Source organism: Pseudomonadaceae bacterium SI-3, assembly GCA_004010935.1.
Lineage (GTDB): Bacteria > Pseudomonadota > Gammaproteobacteria > Pseudomonadales > Pseudomonadaceae > Stutzerimonas.
Map to the genome: position 1 here is coordinate 4,601,340 of CP026511.1, position 24,777 is coordinate 4,626,116.

General features: G+C 62.4%; 22 protein-coding genes. 13 read left to right on the forward strand and 9 right to left on the reverse strand.

What is annotated here, in order from left to right; genetic code table 11:
• Positions 1 to 199: 199 nt before the first annotated feature.
• Entirely contained in the window at positions 200 to 1,861 is a 1,662-nt protein-coding gene (locus tag C1896_21360) for a GGDEF domain-containing protein (protein ID AZZ47253.1), read from the forward strand.
• A 175-nt stretch (positions 1,862 to 2,036) separates the two neighbouring features.
• Here C1896_21360 and C1896_21365 read toward each other — a convergent pair whose 3' ends face one another.
• The gene (locus C1896_21365) at positions 2,037 to 2,228 is read right to left on the reverse strand and encodes a hypothetical protein (protein ID AZZ47254.1); all 192 of its coding nucleotides are present in this window, start codon (positions 2,226 to 2,228) and stop codon (positions 2,037 to 2,039) included.
• 307 nt (positions 2,229 to 2,535) lie between these two features.
• On the opposite strand from C1896_21365, the gene C1896_21370 reads away from it, so the two are divergent.
• The 4 genes from C1896_21370 (at position 2,536) to C1896_21385 (ending at position 7,598) form a co-directional block, all read left to right on the forward strand.
• On the forward strand, positions 2,536 to 3,297 hold the full coding sequence (locus C1896_21370) for a TerC family protein (protein AZZ47255.1): 762 nt from the start codon (positions 2,536 to 2,538) through the stop codon (positions 3,295 to 3,297).
• A gap of 724 nt (positions 3,298 to 4,021) precedes the next feature.
• Positions 4,022 to 5,350: a flippase gene (locus C1896_21375; GenBank protein AZZ47256.1), complete on the forward strand. Its 1,329-nt coding sequence runs from the start codon at positions 4,022 to 4,024 to the stop codon at positions 5,348 to 5,350.
• Positions 5,347 to 6,405: a nitroreductase-like protein gene (locus tag C1896_21380; GenBank protein ID AZZ47257.1), complete on the forward strand. Its 1,059-nt coding sequence runs from the start codon at positions 5,347 to 5,349 to the stop codon at positions 6,403 to 6,405. The genes C1896_21375 and C1896_21380 overlap by 4 nt, the downstream gene beginning before the upstream one ends.
• 8 nt (positions 6,406 to 6,413) lie before the next feature.
• On the forward strand, positions 6,414 to 7,598 hold the full coding sequence (locus tag C1896_21385; protein AZZ47258.1) for a hypothetical protein: 1,185 nt from the start codon (positions 6,414 to 6,416) through the stop codon (positions 7,596 to 7,598).
• 35 nt (positions 7,599 to 7,633) lie between these two features.
• Here C1896_21385 and C1896_21390 read toward each other — a convergent pair whose 3' ends face one another.
• The 6 genes from C1896_21390 to coxB all read right to left on the reverse strand — a co-directional run bounded on the left by C1896_21390 (position 7,634) and on the right by coxB (position 14,090).
• A complete protein-coding gene (locus tag C1896_21390; protein ID AZZ47259.1) occupies positions 7,634 to 8,242 on the reverse strand; it encodes a DedA family protein in 609 nt (202 codons plus the stop codon).
• A 3-nt stretch (positions 8,243 to 8,245) separates the two neighbouring features.
• Positions 8,246 to 9,403: a cytochrome C gene (locus C1896_21395; GenBank protein AZZ47772.1), complete on the reverse strand. Its 1,158-nt coding sequence runs from the start codon at positions 9,401 to 9,403 to the stop codon at positions 8,246 to 8,248.
• 94 nt (positions 9,404 to 9,497) lie between these two features.
• Positions 9,498 to 10,127, reverse strand: coding sequence for a hypothetical protein (locus C1896_21400; protein AZZ47260.1), 630 nt, complete (start codon positions 10,125 to 10,127; stop codon positions 9,498 to 9,500).
• Entirely contained in the window at positions 10,124 to 10,549 is a 426-nt protein-coding gene (locus tag C1896_21405) for a hypothetical protein (protein ID AZZ47261.1), read from the reverse strand. The genes C1896_21400 and C1896_21405 overlap by 4 nt, the downstream gene beginning before the upstream one ends.
• Entirely contained in the window at positions 10,546 to 13,074 is a 2,529-nt protein-coding gene (gene ctaD, locus C1896_21410; protein AZZ47262.1) for a cytochrome c oxidase subunit I, read from the reverse strand. The genes C1896_21405 and ctaD overlap by 4 nt, the downstream gene beginning before the upstream one ends.
• Positions 13,071 to 14,090 carry a cytochrome c oxidase subunit II gene (coxB, locus tag C1896_21415; protein AZZ47263.1) on the reverse strand — a complete coding sequence of 340 codons (1,020 nt, stop codon included), beginning with the start codon at positions 14,088 to 14,090 and terminating at the stop codon, positions 13,071 to 13,073. The genes ctaD and coxB overlap by 4 nt, the downstream gene beginning before the upstream one ends.
• Positions 14,091 to 14,228: 138 nt before the next feature.
• Here coxB and C1896_21420 point away from each other — a divergent pair, with 138 nt between their 5' ends.
• Positions 14,229 to 14,882 carry a DUF2238 domain-containing protein gene (locus C1896_21420; protein AZZ47264.1) on the forward strand — a complete coding sequence of 218 codons (654 nt, stop codon included), beginning with the start codon at positions 14,229 to 14,231 and terminating at the stop codon, positions 14,880 to 14,882.
• A gap of 15 nt (positions 14,883 to 14,897) precedes the next feature.
• On the opposite strand, the gene C1896_21425 is transcribed toward C1896_21420, so the two are convergent.
• Positions 14,898 to 15,305, reverse strand: a complete 408-nt coding sequence (locus C1896_21425) for a VanZ family protein (GenBank protein AZZ47265.1) — start codon at positions 15,303 to 15,305, stop codon at positions 14,898 to 14,900.
• 283 nt (positions 15,306 to 15,588) lie between these two features.
• Here C1896_21425 and C1896_21430 point away from each other — a divergent pair, with 283 nt between their 5' ends.
• The 7 genes from C1896_21430 to C1896_21460 all read left to right on the forward strand — a co-directional run bounded on the left by C1896_21430 (position 15,589) and on the right by C1896_21460 (position 24,186).
• Positions 15,589 to 16,791: an ABC transporter permease gene (locus tag C1896_21430; protein AZZ47266.1), complete on the forward strand. Its 1,203-nt coding sequence runs from the start codon at positions 15,589 to 15,591 to the stop codon at positions 16,789 to 16,791.
• Entirely contained in the window at positions 16,788 to 17,576 is a 789-nt protein-coding gene (locus C1896_21435) for an ABC transporter ATP-binding protein (GenBank protein ID AZZ47267.1), read from the forward strand. Before C1896_21430 ends, C1896_21435 begins: the two co-directional genes overlap by 4 nt.
• Positions 17,576 to 18,514: an MCE family protein gene (locus tag C1896_21440; protein ID AZZ47268.1), complete on the forward strand. Its 939-nt coding sequence runs from the start codon at positions 17,576 to 17,578 to the stop codon at positions 18,512 to 18,514. Before C1896_21435 ends, C1896_21440 begins: the two co-directional genes overlap by 1 nt.
• Positions 18,511 to 19,131, forward strand: coding sequence for a hypothetical protein (locus tag C1896_21445; GenBank protein AZZ47269.1), 621 nt, complete (start codon positions 18,511 to 18,513; stop codon positions 19,129 to 19,131). The genes C1896_21440 and C1896_21445 overlap by 4 nt, the downstream gene beginning before the upstream one ends.
• A 111-nt stretch (positions 19,132 to 19,242) precedes the next feature.
• Entirely contained in the window at positions 19,243 to 20,319 is a 1,077-nt protein-coding gene (locus C1896_21450; protein ID AZZ47270.1) for a glycoside hydrolase family 43, read from the forward strand.
• On the forward strand, positions 20,316 to 23,057 hold the full coding sequence (locus C1896_21455) for a multidrug ABC transporter ATP-binding protein (protein ID AZZ47271.1): 2,742 nt from the start codon (positions 20,316 to 20,318) through the stop codon (positions 23,055 to 23,057). Before C1896_21450 ends, C1896_21455 begins: the two co-directional genes overlap by 4 nt.
• Before the next feature lies 1 nt (position 23,058).
• Positions 23,059 to 24,186, forward strand: coding sequence for an ABC transporter permease (locus C1896_21460; GenBank protein AZZ47272.1), 1,128 nt, complete (start codon positions 23,059 to 23,061; stop codon positions 24,184 to 24,186).
• Here C1896_21460 and C1896_21465 read toward each other — a convergent pair.
• Positions 24,183 to 24,482, reverse strand: coding sequence for a hypothetical protein (locus tag C1896_21465; protein ID AZZ47273.1), 300 nt, complete (start codon positions 24,480 to 24,482; stop codon positions 24,183 to 24,185). The two genes, C1896_21460 and C1896_21465, sit on opposite strands and share 4 nt — an antisense overlap.
• Positions 24,483 to 24,777 lie beyond the last annotated feature (295 nt).

Here is a 24,777-nt window from a genome sequence, read left to right on the forward strand (position 1 = left end):
GCTCACCGCATGGTGGGCCTTTTCTGTTTCTGTTCAGCGCTCCCGGTGCCGGACACACGTCGCTGACGCAGCGCCGCCTTGTGAGAGGGCCAGATACCTCGTTGCGATGAATCGGGCTGGAGAATCCAGCCCTGCGGCCGACATAGCGGCGTATGACGCCAGCTTGTCTGGCGCTTTGATATCTCCCTTATGGTTTCGCTTGATGTTTCTCACACCTTTACGCAGCTTGCGAGCGCGTTTCGCCATCGTCGTCGCCCTGGTCGTATTCGTGCTCAGCTGCATTTTCGGCACCGCCATCGGTGAGTCTTCCATTTCGCGATTGAAGGAATGGACGGGGCAACAGCTCGGAGAAGCGGCTTTCTCGATGGTTGATCGACTTGACCGCGACATGAATGGTCGCTCCAAAGAGCTGACCGTACTCAGTGAGCTCCAAGCGCTTCGCAACCCAGAAAATGTTGGTGAAGCCCGCACGCTTCTCAATCATCTGAGCGATCACTTTCCCAGCTACTCCTGGATCGGCCTCACAAACGCCAGCGGCAAGGTGGTTGCCTCCACCGATAGCCTGTTGGAGGGCGTGGACATCTCGGCCAGACCCGTATTCCTTAACGGGGTGGAAAACACCTTTATCGGTGACGTACACGAGGCGGTGTTACTGGCCAAACTGCTGCCGAACCCGTCGGGCGAGGCGATGAAATTTGTCGACATCAGCATGCCCGTACGCGATGACTCGGGGGCACTGGCAGGGGTGCTGGCCACCCATCTCTCCTGGGAGTGGGCAGATGAGGTTGGCAGGTCATTGTTTGAACCACTGCAAAAGCGTTTGCCTGGGTTGGAGTTTCTTGTCGTTAGCAAAGACAGGACGGTGCTGCTCGGCCCGAGAGAAATGATCGGTAAGCCTATCGGAATCAAGCTCGGGGACCGTCCCGTGCAGAATTGGTCCGTTATGCATTGGCCAGACGGCACAGAATATCTGACGGGATTTGCCGAAAGCGTCGGCTTCGAGGACTACCCCGGATTGGGTTGGACCGTCATTGCTCGCCAGCCCGCAAAGATCGCGTTTGCCGAAGCACGCCAGCTACGCGATGAGATTTTCATCTGGGGCGCCATGCTGTCCTTGGCCTTCGCCGTCATCGGCTGGTTTGTCGCGGGAATGATTACCCAGCCGCTACGAGAGATCGTTGACGCAGCGGCCCGCATTTCGGAAGGGGCCGCAGTCCGGATTCCGCTACTGAAAAGCACGCAGGAAGTCGAAGCCCTCAGCGTTGCGATACGGCATCTGGTGGACAGCCTGACCCGAAAAAGAAGTCAGCTGGCGTTGGTCGAGGGGATTGCCTATCGCGATACCGTGACCGGACTGCCGAACCGGGCAGCGCTGCAGAAATACGTAGAAGCTGTACGGACCGAAGAAGAACGGCAATCGAGCTTCGGCGTTCTGTGCCTGGACCTCGATGGCTTCAAGCCGGTCAATGACCTCTTTGGCCATGCCGTAGGTGATGCGCTCCTGCATGAGGTCGGGTTGCGGCTTTCGGCTTCGATCCGCGACGGAGACATCGCGGTGCGGCACGGTGGAGATGAGTTCGTCCTGCTTCTGCGCCTGCGCAAAGGCGAATCCGTGCGCAATGTGCAGCGCGCGGCCGATCGCATGATCGCCAGGCTTGCCGAGCCGGTATCGCTGGCGGGCGAATCTATCAACATCGGTTGCAGTGTCGGCGGCGCGCTCTGGTCAGGCGGTGACTTTGCCGACGCACTTCGGTCGGCTGACGAAGCGCTATACCGCGCCAAAGGCGCCGGTAAGGGACGAGCGAGCTTTAGCGTTGCCAACAAGGGTGAGGCTAAGGCGCCGGCGCCGCAGGCATTCTGATAAACCTAGGCGTGAGGGCAGCTGCCATGTTCAGCCGCTTGGCAGGGTCGACGGGGAAAGCAGGGACCGTTAGTTGGTAAGAACCAGCCCGGTAACGCCGATCGATATTCAATTTCCCGCGCTCGACCTCTGTCGAGGCCGAGCCGGTAGATCGGTCCAGAAGCTAAACAAAAGTTCAGGCGGTGGGCTTGTCCTTCGCCTCATCTTCTTTCTGCTTTGTGCGTCCTGTTAGGAGAGTACTGGGGCTTGAGTAATCGGTGGTCCTGGCCGCCCTGTCTCGATCAGCGTTCCGGTAATCGAGCAAGGCGCCCGTACCCAGTACACCGAGGCTGAGGAGTGCACACAACGCTATCTGAAAGGCGTTCATTTCGAAAACTCGAGGAATGGTGGAGAAGGTGCGCCAATACCTGCCGCCCCTCTATGCAATACCTGCTCCGTCCGCCAATCCATTAGATCTAGGTCGAGTAGCGATTGAAGTGTGTATGGTTTTGAGGACTTAACGTCACTGCCGCTTCTTGCGTCGGCGCGAACACGTATCGACACAACAGCCGACCAAATGACTTGATACAAATCTGGCCGAGTGCCCGGGCCTCGCCAGGATGGTTTGTGGCTATGATTTTGCTCCCATCCGATTCCGGCGTGGGTTCTGATCGCAAACCTTCTTGAGAGTCTTGATGGAATCGCTTATTCAGCTTTTTTCCGAACCTACCACCTGGGTGGCCCTGGCCACGTTGATTGCCATGGAGGTGGTACTTGGTATCGATAACCTAATCTTCATCTCCATCCTGACCAACAAGCTTCCCGAGCATCAGCGCGAGCGTGCCAGACGCATCGGTATCGGCTTGGCGTTGGTGCTGCGGCTGGGCCTGCTAGGTACCGTAGCCTGGATTGTTCAGTTGACCGAGCCGGTAATCGAACTGTTCGGAAACGCCTTGTCCTGGAAGGACATGATTCTGATTGCGGGTGGTTTGTTTCTGTTGTGGAAGGCCACGAAAGAAATTCACCACACCATGGACCCAACCCCTGGCGGCGACATGTTTGAGGGCAAGCCGCTCGAGAACGCGGTCACGATGGGTTTCAGTGCAGCCATCGCGCAGATACTGCTACTTGATCTCGTGTTTTCCATCGACAGCATCATTACTGCGGTTGGTATGACCGAACATGTCTCGATCATGGTGATCGCTGTCGTCGTCGCAGTGACCGTGATGCTCGTTGCCGCCAATCCGTTAGCCAAGTTCATTAACGACAACCCTACGGTTGTGATGCTCGCCCTAGGCTTTCTGATCATGATCGGCATGACGCTCATTGCCGAAGGCTTCGGCGCGCATGTACCGAAGGGCTACGTGTATGCAGCAATGGCATTCTCGGCCGGTATAGAGGTGCTGAACATACTGTCCCGACGCGCCAAGCGAAAGCAGCCTGAGTCGGCTCGTTAGACCCATTCTGTCGATGCCCGGCCTAGCCGGGCGTACTAGGGCTGCGTAACCACAGGAGCGAGCTGAGTTCGGATGCCCAGCGCTAGCGGCCTGCACACAGCAACCGGCCATGCAATTTAGCCGCACGTATCTCCCGCACCGGTAAGCCAGAAACAAAAAAGCCCCGCATCAAACGATGCGGGGCTCTTCTGTTTGGGCTGAGTCCTGTCCCTTCGGCCGCTCCGAGCAGCGATTCCTTGCGTCAGTCCTGACGCTTCGCGAGATCCTTCGCGGCAGCCATGCACCAGCTAAAAGTCACTTCGCTGGTCGCCGAGCTAGGCGTTCCATGGCACACCGAAATGGGTCAGGGAGCGGCTAGCAGCGGCAGCAGGGTTAAGAGGGGCAGTGATGGCAAAAGTTCCACTTTTAGAATGAAAAGGCCATCAGATTAATCACAGTGAGGCGAATCGATGCCTTCGATTGGCCATCAGCCCCGACTGCTGTATTCAGCGAGGCAGGTTTCCGCCTAGTCATCTCACCTGTAATCAGCCCGACATTTTCCGGCAGCCGATTCGCTCTAGGGGCCCTTGGCCAGCCTTTCAGCGGATTGCACCGCGATCCATTTCCAAATGTCTGCGTCCGGAACATGCCAGACAAAACGCGGTCTGCTGTGCGTCGCCACTCCAGCGCAACTGAAGGCAATGCTTGCCACCACGGAGCCAGCCTTGAGGAGCCGAGCCACTCGATGAGCGCTATCACCACCCTCTTCCACAAACTCAAGCTGTACCTGTTCAATGCTTCATGGATGATGGCGGAGCGGCTGCTGAACATCGGCGTGGGCTTCCTCATGGCGATTGTGCTGGCCCGCTATCTGGGACCGGAACAGTTCGGGATTCTCGCTTACGCCATTTCCATGACCGCGATCTTCGCCTCGGCCGGTCACATGGGACTGGCAGGCCTGGTGGTGCGCGAGGTGGTAAAGCAGCCGGACAAGGTTCCGGAGACGCTGGGCACCACCTTCATGCTTAAGCTGACCGGCATGACCCTCGGTTTCATTCTGGTATTCGTTTACGCGTGGATGTTCGAAGAAGTTGGCGGCACCGAGTTCTGGATGCTGCTGATCGTCGCCTCGGCGATCTTCTTCCAGACCTTCGACGTGGTGGAATACTGGTTCCAGTCTCAGGTGCAGGCCCGCTACCCGGCCATCGCCAAGTCCAGTGCGATCCTGCTCTCGGCCGGCCTCAAGCTGTTGATGGTCGTCAGCGGCGCCGGCGTCGTAGCCTTCGCCTTCGCGCATACCGCGCAGTTCATCATCGCCGCGGTGATCCTCGCACTGCTCTACAAAAGCACCACCACGGTCTCGCTGATGAGCTGGAAGGCCAGCTTCGCCAAGGCCAAGGAGCTGCTCAGCCAGGGCTGGATTCTCTACCTCGGATCGATCTTCGCAGTGATCTACATGAAGATCGATCAGGTCATGCTCAAGTGGATGGTGGGTGCCGAGGAGGTGGGCGTTTATGCCGTGGCCGCACAGCTCTCCGAGGCCTGGTACTTCCTGCCGATCGCCATCGTCGCGTCGTTCTTCCCCAAGCTGATCAAGCTGCATGCGGCCGACCTGGCGCTGTTCAACAAGCGCTTCCAGCAGCTCTTCGACGTCCTGTTCATTCTCGCCATAGCCGTGGCGGTGCTGGTGTCGCTCGTCGCCGAACCTGTGATCGCCCTGCTGTTCGGCGACGAGTACCAGAACTCCGCCTCGATCCTCACCATCCATATCTGGGCCGGCGTGTTCATCTTCATGCGCGCGGCGTTCAGCCGCTGGATCCTGATTGAGGGCGCACTGATGTTTTCACTGATCACTCAGGGCCTCGGGGCGCTGGCCAATATCGGCCTCAACCTGCTGCTGATCCCTCGGTACGGCGGTGAAGGCGCCGCCATGGCCACGCTCATTTCTTATGCGGTTGCTTCGTACGCTGCACTGCTGGTGCACAAGAAGACCCGCCCGGTGTTCTACATGATGACCAAGTCGATGTTCAGCCCGGTCCGTTACGCATTCAACGCCGTAGGAGCCACCCGATGAGCCTCATGTCGCTCGCCAGAGCCTTGCCTGATCCCGTCAAGAACGCCATCAAGGCAACCCGGGATAACACTGGCCTGGCCCTGGTCCGCCTGTTTTCCTCCAGCGGCTTCCTGTCTTCTGTCTATTACTGCCTGATCAGCCGTGAGTTCGACCGGGAACACCGTGCGGTGCTGCTGGGCCGACTGCATTTCGCTCAGCGGATGCGCGGCAAGGGCGAGAACGATGCCTTCCTGCGGCGCAACGTGCATCGCCTGGAGAAGGGCCTGATCATGCGTCCGCGACGCAGCACCTTTGCCGAGGATTACATCGGCCCGACGGTTCGCTGCTATGCCGATGCGACCCGGGCCGGCGTCGTCAACGGCCAACAGCGCTGGGCCAACGATGTACTTACTGACTATTTCTCAGCCGTTGGCAGCACGCCGCGCATCGACTCGGCCAAGCGCGCCTTCACCAGCACCGAGAACCCCAACGAAACCAACCGCTGCGTGCCCTACCCCCACAGCCAACTGCCGGACTGCCCGGTCAGCTATGACGAGCTGATGGTGCTGTTCCGCCGTCGCCGCTCGGTTCGCTGGTATCAGGACAAGCCAGTCAGCAATGAGCTGATCGAACAGGCGGTAAGCGCCGCGGCTCTAGCGCCGTCGGCCTGCAACCGCCAGCCGTTTCGCTTCTATGTCAGCAACGGCAAGGAAAAGGCCGCCGAGGTCGCCAAGTGCGCCGGCGGCACGGCAGGTTTCCACGACAATTTGCCCTGCGTGATCGCAGTAGTCGGCGACCTGGGCTGCTATCCAGAGGCACGTGACCGCCACGTGGTCTATATCGACGGCTCGCTGGCCGCCATGCAGCTGATGCTGGCACTGGAAAGCCTGGGCTTGTCGAGCTGCTCGATCAACTGGCCTGACGTCGAAGAAAGAGAACGTCAACTGGCGAAAATACTGGGCTTGGCCTACCAGGAGCGTACCGTGATGCTCCTCGCGGTGGGCTATGCCGATCCAACGGGAGGGATTCCGTATTCGGACAAGAAGACCGCAGACGACTTGATTGTATTCAACTGAGGTACGCGATGATTATCGAGATCAGAAAGGCAGGCTTCGTCAATAAAGGCGCTGAGCTGATGTTGCACGCGGCGTTGCAGAAACTGAGGACCCGGTATCCGGACGCTACCTTCGTCATGGCCCCGACCCCGAAAAAAGCCGAGCAGCCGTTCCGCAAGCTGGTCCAGCTGGGGTTCTATCCCAAGGCCTGGCTGTGGCGCTACGGCATTCAGTGGGGCACGCTGGCCAACTTCGCCCCGCGTCCGCTGCGCGAGATGTACGGCGTGGTGCTGGATAAGGAAGTCGACGTGGTCATCGATGCGGCGGGCTTCGCCTATAGCGATCAATGGGGCGAGGATCCCTGTGCGGAGCTGGCGCAGTCGACCAGGCGCTGGCACAAGAACGGCACCCGGGTGATCCTGATGCCGCAAGCGCTTGGGCCGTTCAAATCGGAGAAAAACCGGGCAGCAATGAAAACGGTGGTCGATAACGTCGACCTGATTTTCCCGCGCGAGCGCGTGTCCTACGAGCATCTCACCGGGCTGGTGGGTGAGCAGGCGAAGATCAAGCAATCACCGGACTTCACCAACCTCATCACCGGTGTGCTGCCGCAGGGCTTCGATACCGAGCAGAACCGTTTCTGCATCGTCCCCAACTGCCGAATGCTGGACAAGACCGACCAGAAGACGCGCGATGCCTACCTGCCGTTCCTGATCAGCTGCACGCGCTACCTGCTGGAAAAGGGCGCCAAGCCTTTCGTGCTGGTGCATGAAGGCAAGGACGATCAGCGCCTGGCTGACGAACTGTCGGCGGCGGTGGGCGGCATCCCGATCGTCAAGGAAAGCGGCGCGCTGGAAATCAAAGGCATCCTCGGCGCCTGCAGCGGCACCCTGGGCAGTCGTTTCCACGGGCTGGTCAGCGCGCTATCCCAAGGCGTGCCAGCCTTGGCCACGGGCTGGAGCCACAAGTACCAGATGCTGTTCGAAGACTACGGCTTCCCCGAAGGCCTGGTACAGGTCACCACTGACGAGGCGGAAATCAAGCGCAAGATCGACCTGGTGACGGATGATGCCGCGAGGATCCAGGCGTTGATCCAGACCCGTACCGCTCAGCTCAAGCAACAATCCGAGCAGATGTGGCAGCAGGTCTTCGCCGTGATCGATCAGTGTCAGCGTACACACCAGACGCAGCACCACACCGCTGGCGCGGCCTGAGTGACCACCGTGGCGCCGCGAACTGGCGTCACGGTCTACTGTTTTTTGCTGGCGAAGCGCTGACGAATCAGCCGGTACAGGTAGTAGAGCACCATCAACACCACAATCGCGGTGGAGACCGGATTGAGGTACTCCGAGACCTTCTGGTACTGCGACTCAAGCAGGTAACCGGCCAGGGCCAGCAGCGCCGTCCAGATCAGCGAGCCCAGCGTCGAATAGATCAGGAATTTGGTCATCGACATGCCGGCAATACCCGCTGGCACCGAAATCAGGGTGCGCACCGCCGGAATCAGGCGGCCAAAGAACACCGCGCCCTTGCCGTGGCGATCGAACCAGTCGCTGGCCTTATCGACGTCCTCCGGCGACAGGGTCAACCAGTGCCCCCAGCGTTCGGCAAAATGCTTCATCCGCTTCTGGCCGAGTTTGGCGCCGGCGTAGTACCAGGGCAGCGCACCGACCACTGAGCCAGCAGTGCCGACCAGAATCACCGCGATGAAGTTGAGATCACCCCGTGCCGCGACGAAGCCCGCCAGTGGCATGATCAGCTCCGACGGGATGGGCGGGAAGATGTTCTCCAGCAACATCAGCAGGAAAACCCCGACGTAGCCCAATGCCGAAACGATTTCCACGATTTTGTCGAACATCGGTTACCTCTGCTTTTGCGGTAAAGGGGTCTGCGCGGCCGGCTCGGTGAGGGTTGGGGCGGCCTTATCGAGCGCCCCGGCCACCTTCGCCGGCAACGACGCGTAGTAATCGGCCAGTGCCTGAACCTGCTCCGGCGTGAGCCGCTGCGCGGCGCTGTGCATGATATGGGCGTACTCCGTACCGCCACGCTTACCCGCCGTGAACAGCTCCAGCTGCAATTTCAGGTAGCGAGCGTACTGCCCTGCGATGTTTGGATACATCGGATTGCGAGGACCGTCCTTGGGCCCGTGGCAGTGGACGCAGGACGGGATGCCGCGTTCACGCACACCGCGCTCCGCCAGCGACAGGCCCTGGGCCAGGATGTCCGGTGTCGGCTCTGGAGCGTCTGTGCGACTGACTGGCGGCAGTTCGGCGTAATGCTGCGCCAGTGCTTTGAGCACCGCCGGCTTCAGCCCTGCGGCGATCGGCTGCATGATGCCGCTATGCCGCTCGCCCCTTGCGTAGGCCTGCAGCGCACCAAGCAAATATGCCTCGCTCTGCCCGGCCAATCGGGGGAACGCGCCCTCGCCCCGGCCGCCGCCGTCTTCGGCATGACAGCGGTTGCAGTTGGCCAACACCGGACCTAGCGGATCCCTCAGCGGCCGCAGATGATCGGGCGTGACGGGTTTGGCGGTCTCTTCGCTGCGCCCGCCCAGCGCAAGCTGCTTATAGCGCTCGGGCGACATGCTCGGCATCGCCTGGAGGAATGCCACCACGGCCCAGACCTCATCGTCCCTTTTCTGCGCGGGCCAGGCAGGCATGGCGGTGAATTTCACGCCATTCTTCACAATCCAGAACAGCTCCTGCGGCTCCCAGTGCTCGATCCGCGGCGGCAAGTAAGGCGGCTCGGGCGTCATCTGCTGGACGATCAGCGAACGTTCCTGGCCTGGGCCGCCATGGCAGGCCAGGCAGCCCGTGTGATAGTGCCCAGCCCCCTTGAGCACCAACGCCGGATCGTCCAGCGGCGGCACCTTGATGCCCATCGACTGCGTGCTCACCGCACGACGCATGGCGTAGTGCAGCATCCAGCCGGTCGCCTTCCAGTGACCCGAGCTGGCACTGATCGAGACCAGTCCCAGCGAAACCAGCATGAACGCACCCGTCCCCGCCAGCGCTGCCATCAGCGCGATGGCTGCCACAACGCGCTTCCACGAGCCACCGGTCAGCCAGCACAGCCAGCGCCGCAGGGGCGCCGAGCATCGCCGGACCATGCGTTTAGCTGACTGAAAAGGCATTGCGCTTGTCCTGTAAAAGCCCGAAAAGCAGATACAACCCGCCGATGAGATAGGCGCTGCCGCCAAAAGCCAACATGATTACGCCGCCCATCTGTTGATCTTCCAGCGGGCTCATGCCTGAGAGTGCCGAGCCGGTGTGCTCGAACAGCGGTCGGCTCGACATCGCCAGCAGCACGCCGAGCAGCGTCATGTGCATCGAGGTCAGCAGCAGGCCGGCAATGCCGGCCAGCGCGCGCTGATGACGCACGCCGCCAAATGCCGCGAGCCAGACCAACAGCCCAACGAACAGGTAGCTGCCCTGTTCCAACAACTCCGCCGATTGCGAGGTGCGCGCCGCATGGTGCAGCGCCGGCATGTGCCAGGCCCAAACCACGAACAACTCGATCACCGAAGCCAGGATCGGCGAGAACAGAAACGGGATGCGATTGGAGAAATCAAACCGGCCGCCAGCAAGGCCGATCGCCAGTAACGGCGCCGCCACCGCCACCACCATCACGTGCATCAGCATATGGCCGACGAACAGCCGATCGGCCATGTCTGGCAGCGGGCCGAGCCAGACTGCCCCCAGCGTGGTCAGGCCGAGCATGATCGACAGACGCCGCCAGATCATGCGCAGCTCCTGATGAACACCACGCTCAAGGCGACGAAAATCGTCGCCACGAAGCTCAGGCCACTCAGCAGCAGCGTCGAGAAGCCAAGGAAGCGATGACGATCGCCCGGCGTGTCGAAATCATGCGGCGCCGTTGCATGCCCAAAGGAGTGGTGACGCCAGCCTTTCCAGCCGGTCAATCCAATGCCGACCAGCGCGATCAATGTCAGCACGCCGATGGCGAGGCGAATGTCGCCCAGCTCGCCGCTGCGGCCCGCCACTTTCGCGCACCACACAGACACAGCCAGGTAGGACAGTAGAAAATGCGCCGCCCAGATGGTCGGGCTGAAGGTGATCAGCCATAGGGTGTCGCGCTCTTGCGGAGGTGCTTCAGGGGCTTGCTGATCGCCATTCCGTTGCTGTTCGCTCAGGTTTTCACTCATAGCACCTCCGGAACGCCGGCGATGACCGCGACGGTCACGCCGACGGTGATGAGCATGAAATGCCAGTACAACGCGATATTGCGGATATCAATGTCATGCACCGCCGTCATCCGGCCGGCCGCACGTCGCGCCAAGCAATAGAGTTGCATGATCAGGCCGATGGTCAGGTGTATCAGGCACCAGAGCACCAGCACCCACACCGTGGCGGGATAGACATTGCTGGTGGGATCGAGGCCACTGAAATGCGGCCCGGCCCACATGGAGTATGCCCCCGCCAGGGTGCAGATCGCCGCCAGCCCCAGCGAGCCGTAGAAGCCCGCCGCCTGATCGCGAAAGTTGCAGCGGCGCGCCAGCAGCGTCAGCGCCCAGGAGGCGGCAATCAACCCCAACCCCAATAACGGCCAGAACACGCCGGGGCCGGCGGCATCGGCGGGCGGAAAATTCTCGTGCACGGTCCAGAAGAAGAAGTACCCAAACACCAGACTGCCGAAGGCGCTCATGTCGCCGATCATGGTGATAAAGGTGGCCCACCAGCCCACCGACTTAGCGCCGGAGGCATAGAGCGGCACCGTCACGTCCAGGCCGATATCCTTTTTCGGTTTCTCCGGGATCACCGCCGTGCCGGTCCACAGCCAGATGAGGATGGTGATCAGCGCAAGGCCACCGCTGACCAGCGCCGCGACGTACCAGCTGTAGGTGGCGAAGATGAACAGGCCGCCAGTGAAGATCGCCGCCCACATGCTCAGGAAAGTCGGGCCCGGCACGCGCAGGCACTGGATCGGCTCGGCATCGATGATGCTGCTGATCAGGGTCTCGCGTTTGCCCTCCTCGGCGTCGGGCAGGTAAAAGCGCCCAGCATCGACGTCCCGCATCAGGTCTGGCTGGTCCCACAGCGGATAGCGGCTCTTGATGATCGGGATCGAACGCGCGCCCCAGGCCCTGCCGGGCATTTCGGCCAGCCATTCGAGGGTCCCGGCGTTCCACGGATTGCGCTTGCTGTAGGGCTGTTTGCCCTTGGGCCGCATGACGTCCCAGACCAGCACCGCGACGCCGGCGGCGAGGATGAAGGCGCCCACCGTGGACACCATGTTGAGCACGTCGAAGCCCATACCCGGCGCGTAGGTGTAGACGCGCCGCGGCATCCCGAGCAGACCGGTGAAGTGCATGGGCAGGAAGGCGATGTTGAAGCCGATGAACATCAGCCAGAAGGCGATCCGCCCGAGCCGGTCCGACAGCGTCTTGCTGCGCGCCAGCGGGAAGAAGTAGTAGAGGCCAGCGATGACCGGGAACAGCATGCCGCCGATCAGCACGTAATGCAGGTGCGCAACGATGAAATAGGTGTCGTGCGCCTGGAAGTCGAACGGCGCCAGCGCCACCATCACGCCGGTCAGCCCGCCCAGCACGAAGATCGCCAGCGCACCGGCGACGAACAGCATCGGCACCGATTTGACGAAGCGTCCCGCCAATGCTGTCGCGAGGAAACAGAAGATCTGCACACCGGTGGGGATCGCCACCGCTTCGGATGCCGCCGAGAAGAAGGCCAGCGAGATGCCCGGCATCCCGGTGGTGAACATGTGGTGGACCCACAGCCCGAAACTGATGAACCCGGTGCCGACCGCTGCCAGCACGATGAAGCTGTAACCAACGATGGGCCGCCCGGCTGCGGTGGGCACGATGGTCGCCACCAGCGCCACGGCGGGCAGGAAGATGATGTAGACCTCGGGGTGGCCGAAGATCCAGAACAGGTGCTGCCAGAGCAGCGGATCACCGCCACGGCTGGCATCGAAGAACGGCCAGTCGAAAGCGCGCTCCAGCTCGAACAAGAGGTCGCCCGCGATCAGCGGTGGAAACGCGAACAGGATCATTCCCGCGACCACCAGGATGTACCAGGAATACAGCGGAATCAGGTTGATGCGCATACCCGGCGGCCGTGTTTTCAGCACGCCGACAATCAGCTCCACCGCCGCCGCAATCGATGACACCTCGATGAACGACAGCCCGAGCAGCCAGATATCCGCACCGAGGCCGTCCTGATAGGTGGTGGTGAGCGGCGGGTACATAAACCAGCCGCCCTGGGGCGCCACGCCGAAAAAGATCGAGCCGCAGACGAACACGCCACCAATGATGAAACACCAGAAGCCGTAGGCGGACAGCCGGGGAAAGGGCAGATCCCGCGCACCCAGCATCTGCGGCAGGATGAGGATGGAAAAGGCTTCGAAAATCGGCACGCCGAACAGGAACATCATCACCGAGCCGTGCAGGGTGAAGACCTGGTTGTAGGTTTCGGCAGACAGCAGATCGTTGTTCGGCACCGCCAGCTGAGCTCGGATCAGCATCGCCAGCACGCCGGCAAAGAGGAAGAACAGGAACGACACGCCGGTGTACCAGAGCCCCACCTCGGTGTTGTTTACCGCGGACCAGTAACGCCAGCCGGTGGGTGTCTTCCAGGCAGCCGCCAGGCGTTCGGCCTGCCCTTTGGCGCGGGCTTCGTCCTGCGGGTCGCGGTATGCAATCGGCTCGCTCATTCAAGGCCCTTCAGGTAATGCGCCATGCCGCTCAGCTGTGCCTCAGGCAGCATGCCGAAGGCGGGCATTTTCACGTCTGGCTTGATCGCGCTGCTGTGGCCGATCCAGCGCCGGAAGGCGTCGACATCGGCCGGCAGCGTGCCGGCTGCCAGGGTCAGGCGGCTGCCGACGTGGGTCAGGTCGGGCCCGACCGTGCCGTCGGCGGCAGTGCCGCGCACCTGATGACAGGCACCGCAGCCATTGGCGAGAAAGGCCTGCTGACCCGCCTGCTGCAGTTCCGTTTCCGGTTGCTGCGCGGGCTTGGCCTGTTCGGCTAGCCATTGATCGAAGGCCTCACGGGTCATCACTACTACGGCGAAATTCATCAGCGCATGGGAGGTGCCGCAGTATTCGGCGCAGGCGCCACGGAAGGTGCCGGTTTCGGTCGGCTCCAGCACTAGCTCGTTGACCCGACCGGGAATCATGTCGACCTTGCCGCCCAGCGATGGGATCCAGAACGAGTGGATCACGTCCGGGCTGGTCAGGCTGAAGGCCACCCGCTCACCCACCGGCAGTCTTATTTCATTCGCCAGTTCAACGGGCTCCCCCGCATCGGTCCGGTAGCGCACCCGCCACCACCACTGCTCACCCGACACATCCACCCGCAGGGCGACATTTTCGGAGGAGCGCAGCTGCGGCATCAGCATCAGCCCGTAGATCAGCAGGCCGGTCAGAACCACGACGGGGAAAATGATCCCGCCACCGATGATCAGCCAACGGGCACTGCGAATACCGTGAGCTTCCGGGTGTGCCTGGGTGGCATACAGGGCGATCCCCATCACCACCAGCCAGATGGCCAGCGCACCGCCCGCCATCCACCAGAACAATGTGGCGATGCTCTGTGCGCCGGCACCAGCGGGGTTCAGCGCCGATTGCTGTCCGTCGCACCCCACCAGCACCGCACTCAACAGCAACAGGCAGACGCCACGCGGCTGCAAGCAGGCTGTGGTGAGGTCGTTTGTTAGGGTCAGCCGCATGGTCCGCCTCGCTGTGGGTCACGTTTTGTGACACTCCTCAGGCGGGAAAAGTTGGATAACCGGTCGAATTTGTAAGCGGTGGACCCTTAAGTCGTTGCGCTTGTCCTAAAAAACAAGGAAATCGACTTTGGAGAACGCATGGCCACAGACAGACGGCACCGACGCTACCTTTTGACCTTGGTCGGCCTGTTCCTGTTGATCTGGGGCGCGCTGGCGATCGATCCGTTCAACCGCCATGACTGGCTGCTGGAGAACCTCTTAGTTGTGGGGTTGGCAGCGGCCTTGTTGCTGGGGCACAAGCACTACCTGCCCTCCCGCAGCGCCGCGACGCTGATCTTCCTTTATCTCTGCATCCATCAACTTGGCGCTCATTACACCTACGCCAACGTGCCCTACAACGATTGGTGGCAGGCGCTGACCGGCGAAGGCTTGAATGAACAGCTGGGTTGGGAGCGCAATCAGTTCGACCGTTTGGCGCACTTCAGCTATGGGCTGCTGCTGGCCTACCCAATGCGTGAACTGCTGGTCCGCACGGGCCTGCGCCCTGGATTCTGGAGCCTGGTATTGCCGATAGACATCGTGCTGTCGACCTCGGCGATCTACGAGCTGATCGAGTGGGCAGGCGCGGAAGTCTTAGACGGCGGCCTGGGGCGCACCTTTCTCGCCACTCAGAATGATCGCTGGGACCCACAGAAGGACATCGCCCTGGCGGCCGGCGGCGCGCTGATCGCCATGATCATTACCGGAATCGTCAGCCGAACACGGCGCCGGCATGGCGACTCGGCCGAATGACGACTGTCGCCGGTCTCACGGACGGGCGGTGTCTCCCAGCCGCTCGGGCGACTCGGATGGCTCGGGATCTGTGGTCACGCCGATCCGGCGCAGGTACCACTGGTGAGCCACGTATGCGCAACCCCAGCCAAGCAGAACGCCAAGGGTATTAGCGAGCATGTCGCCCAGCGACGCCTGTCGATTGGGCAGCAGGCTCTGCCCGACTTCGATCAGCGTGGCCGCCGCCAGGCTTGCCGCCACGGCCCAGAACACGCTCCACTGCGGAAAGGCCAGGCGCAGCGAGAACATCAGCGCGGCGAAGCCAAGCATGTGGTGCAGCTTGTCCTGCTGGTCGAACACCTGAGGAACCGGTTCCGGCCGCAACCCGCTGAAGAGGATGACCGCTAGCACCGCGAGGAACGGCAGGACGCGCAAGTAATTCATAGGCAATCGGTAGCTCTTGCTGAGAACGGAAAGGTGAAGTTGGCAGGGCCCGAATCGCGGGCGTGATGAAGACGTCAACAAAGGCGGCGTAAGATAGCAGCCCCTCGACGCAGCGCGTACCGAGCATGGTCGTCGGCGTGCACGCTATGGAGGTCGGAAGCGGTCGATAGTTCGTGCCGGCCTGTAACAAATTGCGCCGCTGTCGACCAACTGCCCATATTCGACGCCTCAGAGACCTAAACGTAACCTCGTGATCGAGGTCCGAACTGTTAGGATCTGGGCAATGCTACGGGGAACGGCGTATGCCGCCCCGCTACCAGCACTACGGGATACCACTTTGACGCACCCCACTTCGCTGCCAGGCAGTCTGCAGCGGCAGCCGACACAGGACGCCCACGCCACACTCACCATTGGCGGCGACTGGACCCTGCAGCATTACGCGACGCTGCGGCGGGAGATAGAGCGCACGCGCCGCCAGGTCACAGACACCGATCGGGTCGAACTCGATTCGCTTGGCGAGCTGGATACCGCGGGCGCCGGGCTACTGATCGAACTGATCGGCCCCGCACGGGTGGCCCGCCTGAGCGACTGGGCGCCGCAGCTGCCGGCGGAACGCCAAGCCCTGTTGAAAACCGTCGCCGCCGCGCTGGACCAGCCAGAAGCCGAGCAGGCGCCGGCCACCAATGGCTTTGCCGATGTGCTGGCCCATGTTGGACGTACCGTGTCGGGGGTCTGGAATCAACAGCGCACCCTGCTCGGCTTCATTGGCCTGACCCTACAGACCCTGTTCACCGTGCTCCCCAACCCGCGGCGCTGGCGGGTCACCGCGCTGGTAGCGCACATCGAGCAAACCGGGCTGGACGCGATCCCCATCGTCGCCCTGCTGACCTTTCTGGTCGGTGCGGTGGTGGCCTTTCTAGGCGCCACGGTGCTGGCCGACTTCGGCGCGACCATTTATACGGTCAACCTTGTTGCCTTCTCGTTTCTACGGGAATTTGGCGTGCTGCTGGCGGCGATCCTGCTAGCCGGGCGCACCGCGAGCGCCTTTGCCGCACAGATCGGGGCGATGAAATCCAACGAGGAAATCGACGCCATCCGCACCCTTGGCTTGAGCCCCATCGAGCTGCTGGTACTGCCACGGGTGCTGGCGATGCTGATCACGCTGCCGATCCTGACCTTTATCGGCATTCTCAGCGGCATCGTCGGCGGGCTGGTGGTCTGCTCCTTGGCACTGGACATCTCGCCCGCCATGTTCTTCACCATCTTGCAGCGCGACATCCCGCTCAATCACTTTCTGGTCGGCATGGCCAAGGCGCCAGTGTTCGCCTTCCTGATCGCAGTGATCGGCTGTCTCGAGGGCTTCAAGGCCAGCGGCAGCGCGCAGTCGGTGGGCGAACACACCACCTCCAGCGTGGTGCAATCGATCTTCATGGTGATCCTGCTGGATGCGGTCGCCGCCCTGTTCTTCATGGAGATGGGCTGGTGAGAACAGACGAACCCGTGATTCAGGTGCAGGGCCTGGTCAACCGCTTTGGCAAACAGGCGGTGCACGTCAATCTCGACCTGGATATCCGTCGCGGCGAGATTCTTGGCGTGGTCGGCGGTTCCGGCACTGGCAAGTCGGTGCTGCTGCGGAGCATCGTCGGCCTGCGCCGGCCCAATGCCGGCAGCGTGAAGGTGTTCGGTGAGAACCTGCTGAAGCTCTCAACCCAGCGCCGCTCGGAAGTCGAGCGGCGCTTCGGCGTGCTGTTCCAGCGCGGCGCCCTGTTCACCTCGCTCAACCTCCAGGAAAACGTTGCCTTGCCGCTGATCGAGCACATCGGCCTCAAACGCGCCGATGCCGAACATCTGGCACGGCAGAAGCTGGCGCTGGCTGGTCTGCCGCCGGAAGCCGCCTGCAAGTATCCCGACGAGTTGTCCGGCGGTATGGTCAAGCGCGCCGCCCTGGCTCGCGCGCTGGCGCTGGATCCGGAGGTGCTGTTTCTCGATGAACCCACTGCGGGCCTCGACCCGATCGGCGCAGCGGCCTTCGACCAGTTGATCCTGACCCTGCGCGATGCGCTGGGCTTCAGCGTATTTCTGGTCACCCACGACTTAGACACGCTGTACACCATATGCGACCGCATTGCCGTGCTGGCGCAAAAACGCGTACTGGTGGTCGACACGCTGGAAAAGGTCGCCGCCACTGACGACGAATGGATTCGCGAATATTTTCACGGCCCTCGTGGCCGCGCCGCGCACGAAGCCGCGCAACGGTTGGAGAAACCATAATGGAAACTCGCGCCCATCATGTATTGATCGGACTGTTTACCGTGGCAGCCGTCGGCTGCGCCCTGCTTTTCGCCCTGTGGCTGGGCAAATCCAGCATGGACCGGGAATACAGCTATTACGTTATCGGCTTCAGCCAGGCCGTCAGCGGACTGTCGAGTGGCAGCTCGGTGGAATACAGCGGCATCAAGGTCGGCGATGTCACCGAGCTGTGGCTGCAGCCAGACGACCCGCGCAAGGTTCGAGCGCGGATCCGCGTCTACGCCGGCACGCCCATCAAAACCGATACCCAGGCGCGCCTGGCGCTGGCCAATATCACAGGCAGCATGGTCATCCAGCTGCACGGCGGCACCCCGGATGCCCCGCGGCTCGAAGGCGACCGCGAAGACCCACCGCTGATCATTGCCGACCCGTCCTCACTCAGCGCACTGCTGGAAAACGGCGAAGACCTGATGAGCAACATCAACAACCTGCTGCTCAGCGCCAACCAGATCTTCTCCGAGGAGAACACCACGCGCCTGAGCCGCACGCTGGAGCACCTGGAACAGGCCACCAGCGTGCTCTCGGAGCAACGCAGCGATCTGTCCCAGACGCTCCAGCAATTCAACCAACTGAGCCAACAGGCCAATACCGTGATGGGTGAGCTGTCGAGCCTGACACGCAACGCCAACGACCTGCTCGATGATCAGGGCCGCAGCGTGCTGGACAGCGCAGCGCAGTCAATGAGCGCGCTGGACCGCACCACCTCGCGCCTGGATACCTTGCTCGAAGAAAACCAGGGCGCGCTGAACAATGGCATGCAGGGCTTTAACGAACTCGGCCCGGCGATCAACGAACTGCGCAGCACCCTCGGTGCGCTGCGCCGGGTCACCCAGCGCCTGGAAGACAACCCGAGTGGTTTCCTCCTCGGCCGCGACAAACTGCAGGAGTTCAACCCATGAGCCTTCGCCAATCCCTGTCCCGCTTTGCGCTGCTCGGGCTGCTCTCGGCCCTCGCCGCCTGTTCGGTGCTGCCGGAGTCCGAGACCCTGCGGATCTTTTTGCTGCCGACCACACCGACGCCGCAGCAAGCCAGCGAGCCGACCATCCAGCAGGCGCTGCGCATCAACACACCGCAGGCCAGCCGCATTCTCTCCGGCCAGCGCATCGCCGTCGTGCCGCAGGGCAACGAAATCAGTGCCTACGGCGGCGCACGCTGGAGCGACGCTGCGCCGGTGCTGCTGCGCGACCGCTTGATCGAAGCCTTCCAGCGCGACGGACGCATGCCTTCAGTAAGCAATGAAGACGTCAATCTCTATGCAGACCTCAGCCTGCACAGCGATCTGCGCGCCTTCCAGACCGTTTACATCGACGGCAAGCCGGTGGTGGTGATTACCCTCGATGCGCGGCTGGTCAATCGCAACGACCAGCGCACCATGGCCAACCGCCGCTTCGAGGTCCGTCAGCCGAGCGCCGACCCCAGCGTGGAACGTGTGGTCGAGGCCTTCGGCCAGGCCAGCGACCGGCTCAGTGCCGATATTCTCGAATGGACGCTGAGCCATGCCCGGCAACTGCCCTGAGCAACTGCCGTACGGTAGGCGTTAATCGCCTCGGAATTGATCCAGATACACACAAGTAGCGTATTAGAGCGCCTAAGATGACTCCGGACGTTTAATAGCCGGAGCAGAGTCATGAGTCAGTCACGCACCCGAGCCGCACTCAAGGTTCTCGCAGCCGCCGCCGTGATTGCCGTCATCGGGGCGCTGCTGTGGAGCGAATTGCGCCCCAGCGGTCTCGGCGAAGGGTTCGCCAGCGGTAATGGTCGCATCGAAGCGACCGAGATTGATGTCGCCACCAAGAGCCCGGGCCGGGTGATTGAAATCCTCGTGGACGAGGGTGATTTCGTCCAGCCGGGCCAGGTACTGGCGCGTATGGATACCGATGTGCTCCAGGCGCAACTGAACCAGGCGCGTGCGCAGGTCCGCCAGGGCGAGAATGCCATCCTCACCGCAGAGGCCATGGTCGCTCAGCGGGAAAGCGAGCGCGCCACCGCCGAAGCCGTCGTCACCCAGCGCCGAGCCGAACTGACCGCCGCCCAGAAGCGCCATCAACGGACCGAAACCCTGGTCGCGCGCAACGCCATGGCGCGACAGCAGCTCGACGATGACTTGGCCGCGATGCAAAGCGCCCAGGCGGCGCTCGCCGCCGCACGCTCACAAGTGGTGTCTGCCGACGCCGGCATTGCCGCAGCGAAATCCCAGGTGATCGAGGCGCGCTCGGCTGTCGAGGCGGCACAAGCCGGCGTTGAACGACTGCAGGCAGACATTCGCGACAGCGAACTGAAGAGCGACCGGGTGGCTCGCGTGCAATACCGCGTGGCGCAGCCCGGCGAAGTCCTCGGCGCGGGGGGCAAGCTGCTCAATCTGGTCGATCTGGCCGACGTCTACATGACCTTCTTCCTGCCCGAACGTCAGGCCGGACGCGTGGCGATCGGCGCCGAGGTACGGCTGGTGATCGACGCCGCCCCGCAGTACGTGATTCCGGCCAAGGTCAGTTATGTGGCCAGCGTGGCGCAATTCACACCCAAGACCGTGGAAACCGAAAGCGAGCGCGAAAAGCTGATGTTCCGGGTCAAGGCACGCATCGATCCGGAACTGCTCAAGCGTCACATGGAGCAGGTCAAGACCGGCCTGCCGGGCATGGCCTATCTGAAGCTCGATGCTGAAAGCGAGTGGCCCGCCGATCTGCAGATCAATGTAACGCCATGAGCGAGTCGCTCGATTCGGTGGTGCAGGTTGCCGGGGTCAGCCTGCAATACGGCAAGACGCGTGCTCTGGATGAGCTGACGCTGACCTTGCCCGCGCGATGCATGGTCGGCCTGATCGGCCCCGATGGGGTGGGCAAGTCCAGCCTGCTGGCGTTGATCTCCGGGGCGCGAAAGCTGCAGCAGGGCACGATAGGCGTACTCGGCGGCGACATCGCCGATCCCGGCCACCGGCGCAGGGTCTGTCCGCGCATCGCCTACATGCCTCAGGGGCTAGGCAAGAATCTGTATCCAACACTCACCGTTTTCGAGAATCTCGAATTCTTCGGCCGCTTGTTCGGCCAGGCGGGCGAGGAGCGCCACTGGCGCATTGCTGAACTGACCCGCAGCACGGGCCTCGCGTCCTTTCTCGAGCGGCCGGCGGGCAAACTCTCCGGCGGCATGAAACAGAAGCTCGGCCTCTGCTGCGCGCTGATCCACGACCCCGATCTGTTGATCCTCGACGAGCCCACTACCGGCGTCGATCCGCTGTCACGTGCACAGTTCTGGGAGCTGATCGAGCGCATCCGCCGCGAGCGCCCACAGATGAGCGTACTGGTGGCCACCGCCTATATGGATGAGGCGCAGCGCTTCGACCATCTGGTGGCGATGGACGCCGGTCGCGTGCTGGCCACCGGCACGCCAGCCGAGTTGCTGGCGCGCACCGCCAGCGACTCGCTGGAGCAGGCCTTCATCCGCCTGCTGCCGGACGCCAAACGCAATCAGCATCGGGAACTGGTCATCCCGCCGCAGCCGCATAGCGACAGCATTGCGATCGAGGCCCACGGTCTGACCATGCGCTTCGGCGATTTCGTCGCGGTGGATCAGGTCAATTTCCGCATCGCCCGTGGCGAAATCTTCGGTTTCCTCGGCTCCAACGGCTGCGGCAAGACCACCACCATGAAAATGCTCACCGGCCTGCTGCCGGCCAGCGAGGGCGAGGCGCTGCTGTTCGGCAAGCCGGTGGACCCGCACGACATGCAGACCCGCCAACGCGTCGGCTACATGTCCCAGGCGTTCTCGCTGTACAGCGAGCTGACCGTGCGGCAGAACCTCGACCTGCACGCCCGGCTGTTCCACCTGCCGGCCGAACGGCGCGGGCCGCGCGTGCAGGAGATGCTCACGCGCTTCGATCTCACCGGCGATGCCGACAGCCTGCCCAGCCGCTTGCCGCTAGGCGTGCGTCAGCGCCTGTCGCTGGCGGTGGCAGTGATCCACAATCCGGAAATCCTGATTCTCGATGAGCCCACTTCCGGCGTTGATCCGGTTGCCCGCGACGGCTTCTGGGAACTGCTGGTTCAGCTGTCACGTGAAGACGGCGTGACCATTTTCATCTCGACCCATTTCATGAACGAGGCACTGCGCTGCGACCGCATTTCGTTGATGCATGCCGGCCGGGTACTCGACAGCGACACGCCGCAGGCGCTGATGACCAAGCGCGGGCTGCCGACGCTCGAAGCGACCTTCATCGCCTACTTGGAGGAAGCCGCGGCGGCGCATGCCGGCGAACAGCCGGCAGCCACCCCAACCGCTACGCGCGGCCCGATCGAAGCGACCAGCAACAGCGCCCGCCAGGCTCGTTTCAGCCTGCGGCGGCTGCTCAGCTACACCCGCCGCGAGGCCATGGAACTGCGCCGCGACCCGATCCGCGCAACGCTGGCGATGCTCGGCAGCGTGCTGCTGATGTTCATCATGGGTTACGGGGTCAGTTTCGATGTGGAAAACCTGACCTATGCCGTGCTCGACGGTGACCAGACCACCACCAGCCAGCATTACCTGCAGAACATCGCCGGCTCGCGCTACTTCTTGGAAAAGCCGGCGCTGGCCAGCCATGCCGAACTGGACGCACGCCTGCGCAGCGGCGACATCAGCCTGGCGGTGGAAATCCCACCCAACTTCGGCCGCAATCTCAAACGCGGGGCCGTGCCTCAGGTCGCGTTCTGGATCGATGGCGCCATGCCTATGCGGGCCGACACCATCAAAGGCTACGTGCAGGGCATCCATCTGACCTACCTGCAGCAGCTGGCCCGCGAAGCCGGCGTGGACGGGCAGCTGGCGCCGGCCGACGTCGCCATCCGCTACCGCTACAACCCCGATGTACAGAGCCTTCCAGCCATGGCGCCTGCGATGATTCCGCTGCTCTTGATGATGATTCCGGCGATGCTCACCGCCTTGGGTGTCGTGCGCGAGAAGGAGTTGGGCTCGATCACCAACTTCTACGTCACCCCGACCACCCGCCTGGAGTTCCTGCTCGGCAAGCAGCTGCCCTACATCGCCCTGGGCATGTTCAACTTCGCCACCCTGGCGTTGCTGGCGGTGTTTGTCTTTGGCATTCCGATCAAGGGCAGCATCCTGACCCTCTGCCTTGGCGCCCTGCTCTACGTGACCTGCGCCACCGGGCTGGGCCTGTTGATGTCGTCGATCCTCAACAGCCAGATCGCGGCCATTTTCGGCACCACCATCGTCACCCTGCTGCCGGCGATCCAATTTTCCGGGCTGATCCACCCGACCTCGGCAATGGAAGGGTTCGGCGCCTTTATCGGCAAACTCTACCCCACCAGCCATTTTCTGATCATCAGCCGCGGAGTGTTTTCCAAGGCGCTGGGCCTGGCCGACCTGTACCCGTATTTCATCCCGATGCTCCTGGCGATTCCGCTGCTGACCCTGCTCAGCGTCGCCGGCCTGCGCAAGCAGGAGAAATAGCATGGCCAACGTCCGGCGCAAGCTCAGCAACATCATCCAGCTCGGCCTCAAAGAGCTGCGCAGCCTCTACCGCGATCCGGCAATGTTGGTGCTGATCATCTATTCGTTCACCCTGGCCATCTACGAAGGCGCCACCGCCGTGCCCGAGGCGCCGCACCGCGCCAGCATCGCCGTGGTCGACGAGGATCGCTCGCAGGCCTCGCTGCGCATCGTCAACGCCTTCCAGCTGCCGTACTTCATTGAGCCCAAGGCCATCACCCTGCAGCAGATGGACAGCGGCATGGATGCCGGCCTCTACACCTTCACCCTGAACATTCCGCCGAACTTCCAGGCAGATTTACTGGCCGGTCGCCAGCCGACAATCCAGCTCAATGTCGACGCCACCCAGGTCAGCCAGGCGTTCACCGGGGCCGGCCAGATCCAGCAGATCATCGCCAGCGAGACCGCTGACTTCGTCCGCCGCTACCGCAGCGTTGATGCCCTGCCGGTCGAGGCCGTCGTGCGCACGGCCTTCAACCCCAACCTGAATCGGGCCTGGTTCGGTGCCGTGAACGAGGTGATCAACCAGATCACCATGCTGGCGATCATCCTCACTGGCGCCGCACTGATCCGCGAGCGCGAACACGGCACCATCGAGCATCTGCTGGTGATGCCGGTGACGCCGTTCGAGATCATGGTCGGTAAGGTCTGGGCGATGGGATTGGTGGTGTTGGCCGCCGCGGCGTTCGCGCTGCGCTTCGTGGTCGAGGGTTGGCTCGACATTCCGATTCAGGGCTCGCTGCTGCTGTTTGCCAGTGGCGCCGCGCTGCACCTGTTTGCCGCGACGTCCATGGGCATCTTCTTCGGCACGGTGGCGCGCTCCATGCCGCAACTGGGTCTGCTGGTAATCCTCACGTTGATCCCACTGCAGATCCTCTCCGGTGGCGTGACCCCGCGCGAGAGCATGCCTGCGCTGATCCAGCACATCATGCTGGCGGCACCGACCACCCATTTCGTCGAACTGGCGCAGGCCATTCTCTTCCGCGGCGCCGGCGTCTCGGTGATCTGGCCACAACTGCTGGCGCTGCTGGCGATCGGCGCGGTTTTCTTCCTTGGCGCGCTGTCGCGGCTGCGGCAGTCGTTGCGTTAGCGGTCGTAGCCGGTAGACGGGTCAACCTCGGGCGACGGCTGCAATTCGACCTCGAACACTGAACCGCACGCAGCGTGTTCGACGCCGGTCAGCGCACCGAACAGTCGTAGCTGGTGCTCAAAGGTCGACTGGATCTGCGAGACCCGCGACACCATGCGGCGGCTAGCAATGCGCACGGCAGGGTCTTCGCTGGCCATCATCTCGAACGAGAAGGTGGTCACGGCCTCGCTCAGTTGCGACAGGCTGCGCGCTGTCGTGCTTAGAAACTCGGCGAGTTGCTCGTTACAAGTGTGCATTCCATTGCCACCTAACAGTTGATATCAGCATGATGTTACTGCATTTTCGCCACCTGACTGCATCGCCTCTTTGGTCGAATAACCCTAACGGCAGGGTTGAGTCCAGACGCGTTTGCGTCATGCACGGCAACTCATGAACAAAACAGGCGAATCGACCTGCCAGGCTTGCCAGGCTTGCCAGGCTTGCCAGGGCTCTGGCCAGCGGTTTGCCGGAACAACGCAGTCATTCACCTTCATACCCGTTCGAAGCTCAGCGCCATGGGCGGGAATTTTTGTATTTTCGGCGGGTCTATCC

Coding starts and splice junctions, on each gene's coding strand:
- C1896_21365 (AZZ47254.1), bottom strand. CDS start 2,228: ATGAACGCCTTTCAGATAGCGTTGTGTGCACTCCTCAGCCTCGGTGTA.
- C1896_21370 (AZZ47255.1), top strand. CDS start 2,536: ATGGAATCGCTTATTCAGCTTTTTTCCGAACCTACCACCTGGGTGGCC.
- C1896_21375 (AZZ47256.1), top strand. CDS start 4,022: ATGAGCGCTATCACCACCCTCTTCCACAAACTCAAGCTGTACCTGTTC.
- C1896_21380 (AZZ47257.1), top strand. CDS start 5,347: ATGAGCCTCATGTCGCTCGCCAGAGCCTTGCCTGATCCCGTCAAGAAC.
- C1896_21385 (AZZ47258.1), top strand. CDS start 6,414: ATGATTATCGAGATCAGAAAGGCAGGCTTCGTCAATAAAGGCGCTGAG.
- C1896_21390 (AZZ47259.1), bottom strand. CDS start 8,242: ATGTTCGACAAAATCGTGGAAATCGTTTCGGCATTGGGCTACGTCGGG.
- C1896_21395 (AZZ47772.1), bottom strand. CDS start 9,403: ATGGCAGCGCTGGCGGGGACGGGTGCGTTCATGCTGGTTTCGCTGGGA.
- C1896_21400 (AZZ47260.1), bottom strand. CDS start 10,127: ATGATCTGGCGGCGTCTGTCGATCATGCTCGGCCTGACCACGCTGGGG.
- C1896_21405 (AZZ47261.1), bottom strand. CDS start 10,549: ATGAGTGAAAACCTGAGCGAACAGCAACGGAATGGCGATCAGCAAGCC.
- ctaD (AZZ47262.1), bottom strand. CDS start 13,074: ATGAGCGAGCCGATTGCATACCGCGACCCGCAGGACGAAGCCCGCGCC.
- coxB (AZZ47263.1), bottom strand. CDS start 14,090: ATGCGGCTGACCCTAACAAACGACCTCACCACAGCCTGCTTGCAGCCG.
- C1896_21420 (AZZ47264.1), top strand. CDS start 14,229: ATGGCCACAGACAGACGGCACCGACGCTACCTTTTGACCTTGGTCGGC.
- C1896_21425 (AZZ47265.1), bottom strand. CDS start 15,305: ATGAATTACTTGCGCGTCCTGCCGTTCCTCGCGGTGCTAGCGGTCATC.
- C1896_21430 (AZZ47266.1), top strand. CDS start 15,589: ATGCTACGGGGAACGGCGTATGCCGCCCCGCTACCAGCACTACGGGAT.
- C1896_21440 (AZZ47268.1), top strand. CDS start 17,576: ATGGAAACTCGCGCCCATCATGTATTGATCGGACTGTTTACCGTGGCA.
- C1896_21445 (AZZ47269.1), top strand. CDS start 18,511: ATGAGCCTTCGCCAATCCCTGTCCCGCTTTGCGCTGCTCGGGCTGCTC.
- C1896_21450 (AZZ47270.1), top strand. CDS start 19,243: ATGAGTCAGTCACGCACCCGAGCCGCACTCAAGGTTCTCGCAGCCGCC.
- C1896_21455 (AZZ47271.1), top strand. CDS start 20,316: ATGAGCGAGTCGCTCGATTCGGTGGTGCAGGTTGCCGGGGTCAGCCTG.
- C1896_21460 (AZZ47272.1), top strand. CDS start 23,059: ATGGCCAACGTCCGGCGCAAGCTCAGCAACATCATCCAGCTCGGCCTC.
- C1896_21465 (AZZ47273.1), bottom strand. CDS start 24,482: ATGCACACTTGTAACGAGCAACTCGCCGAGTTTCTAAGCACGACAGCG.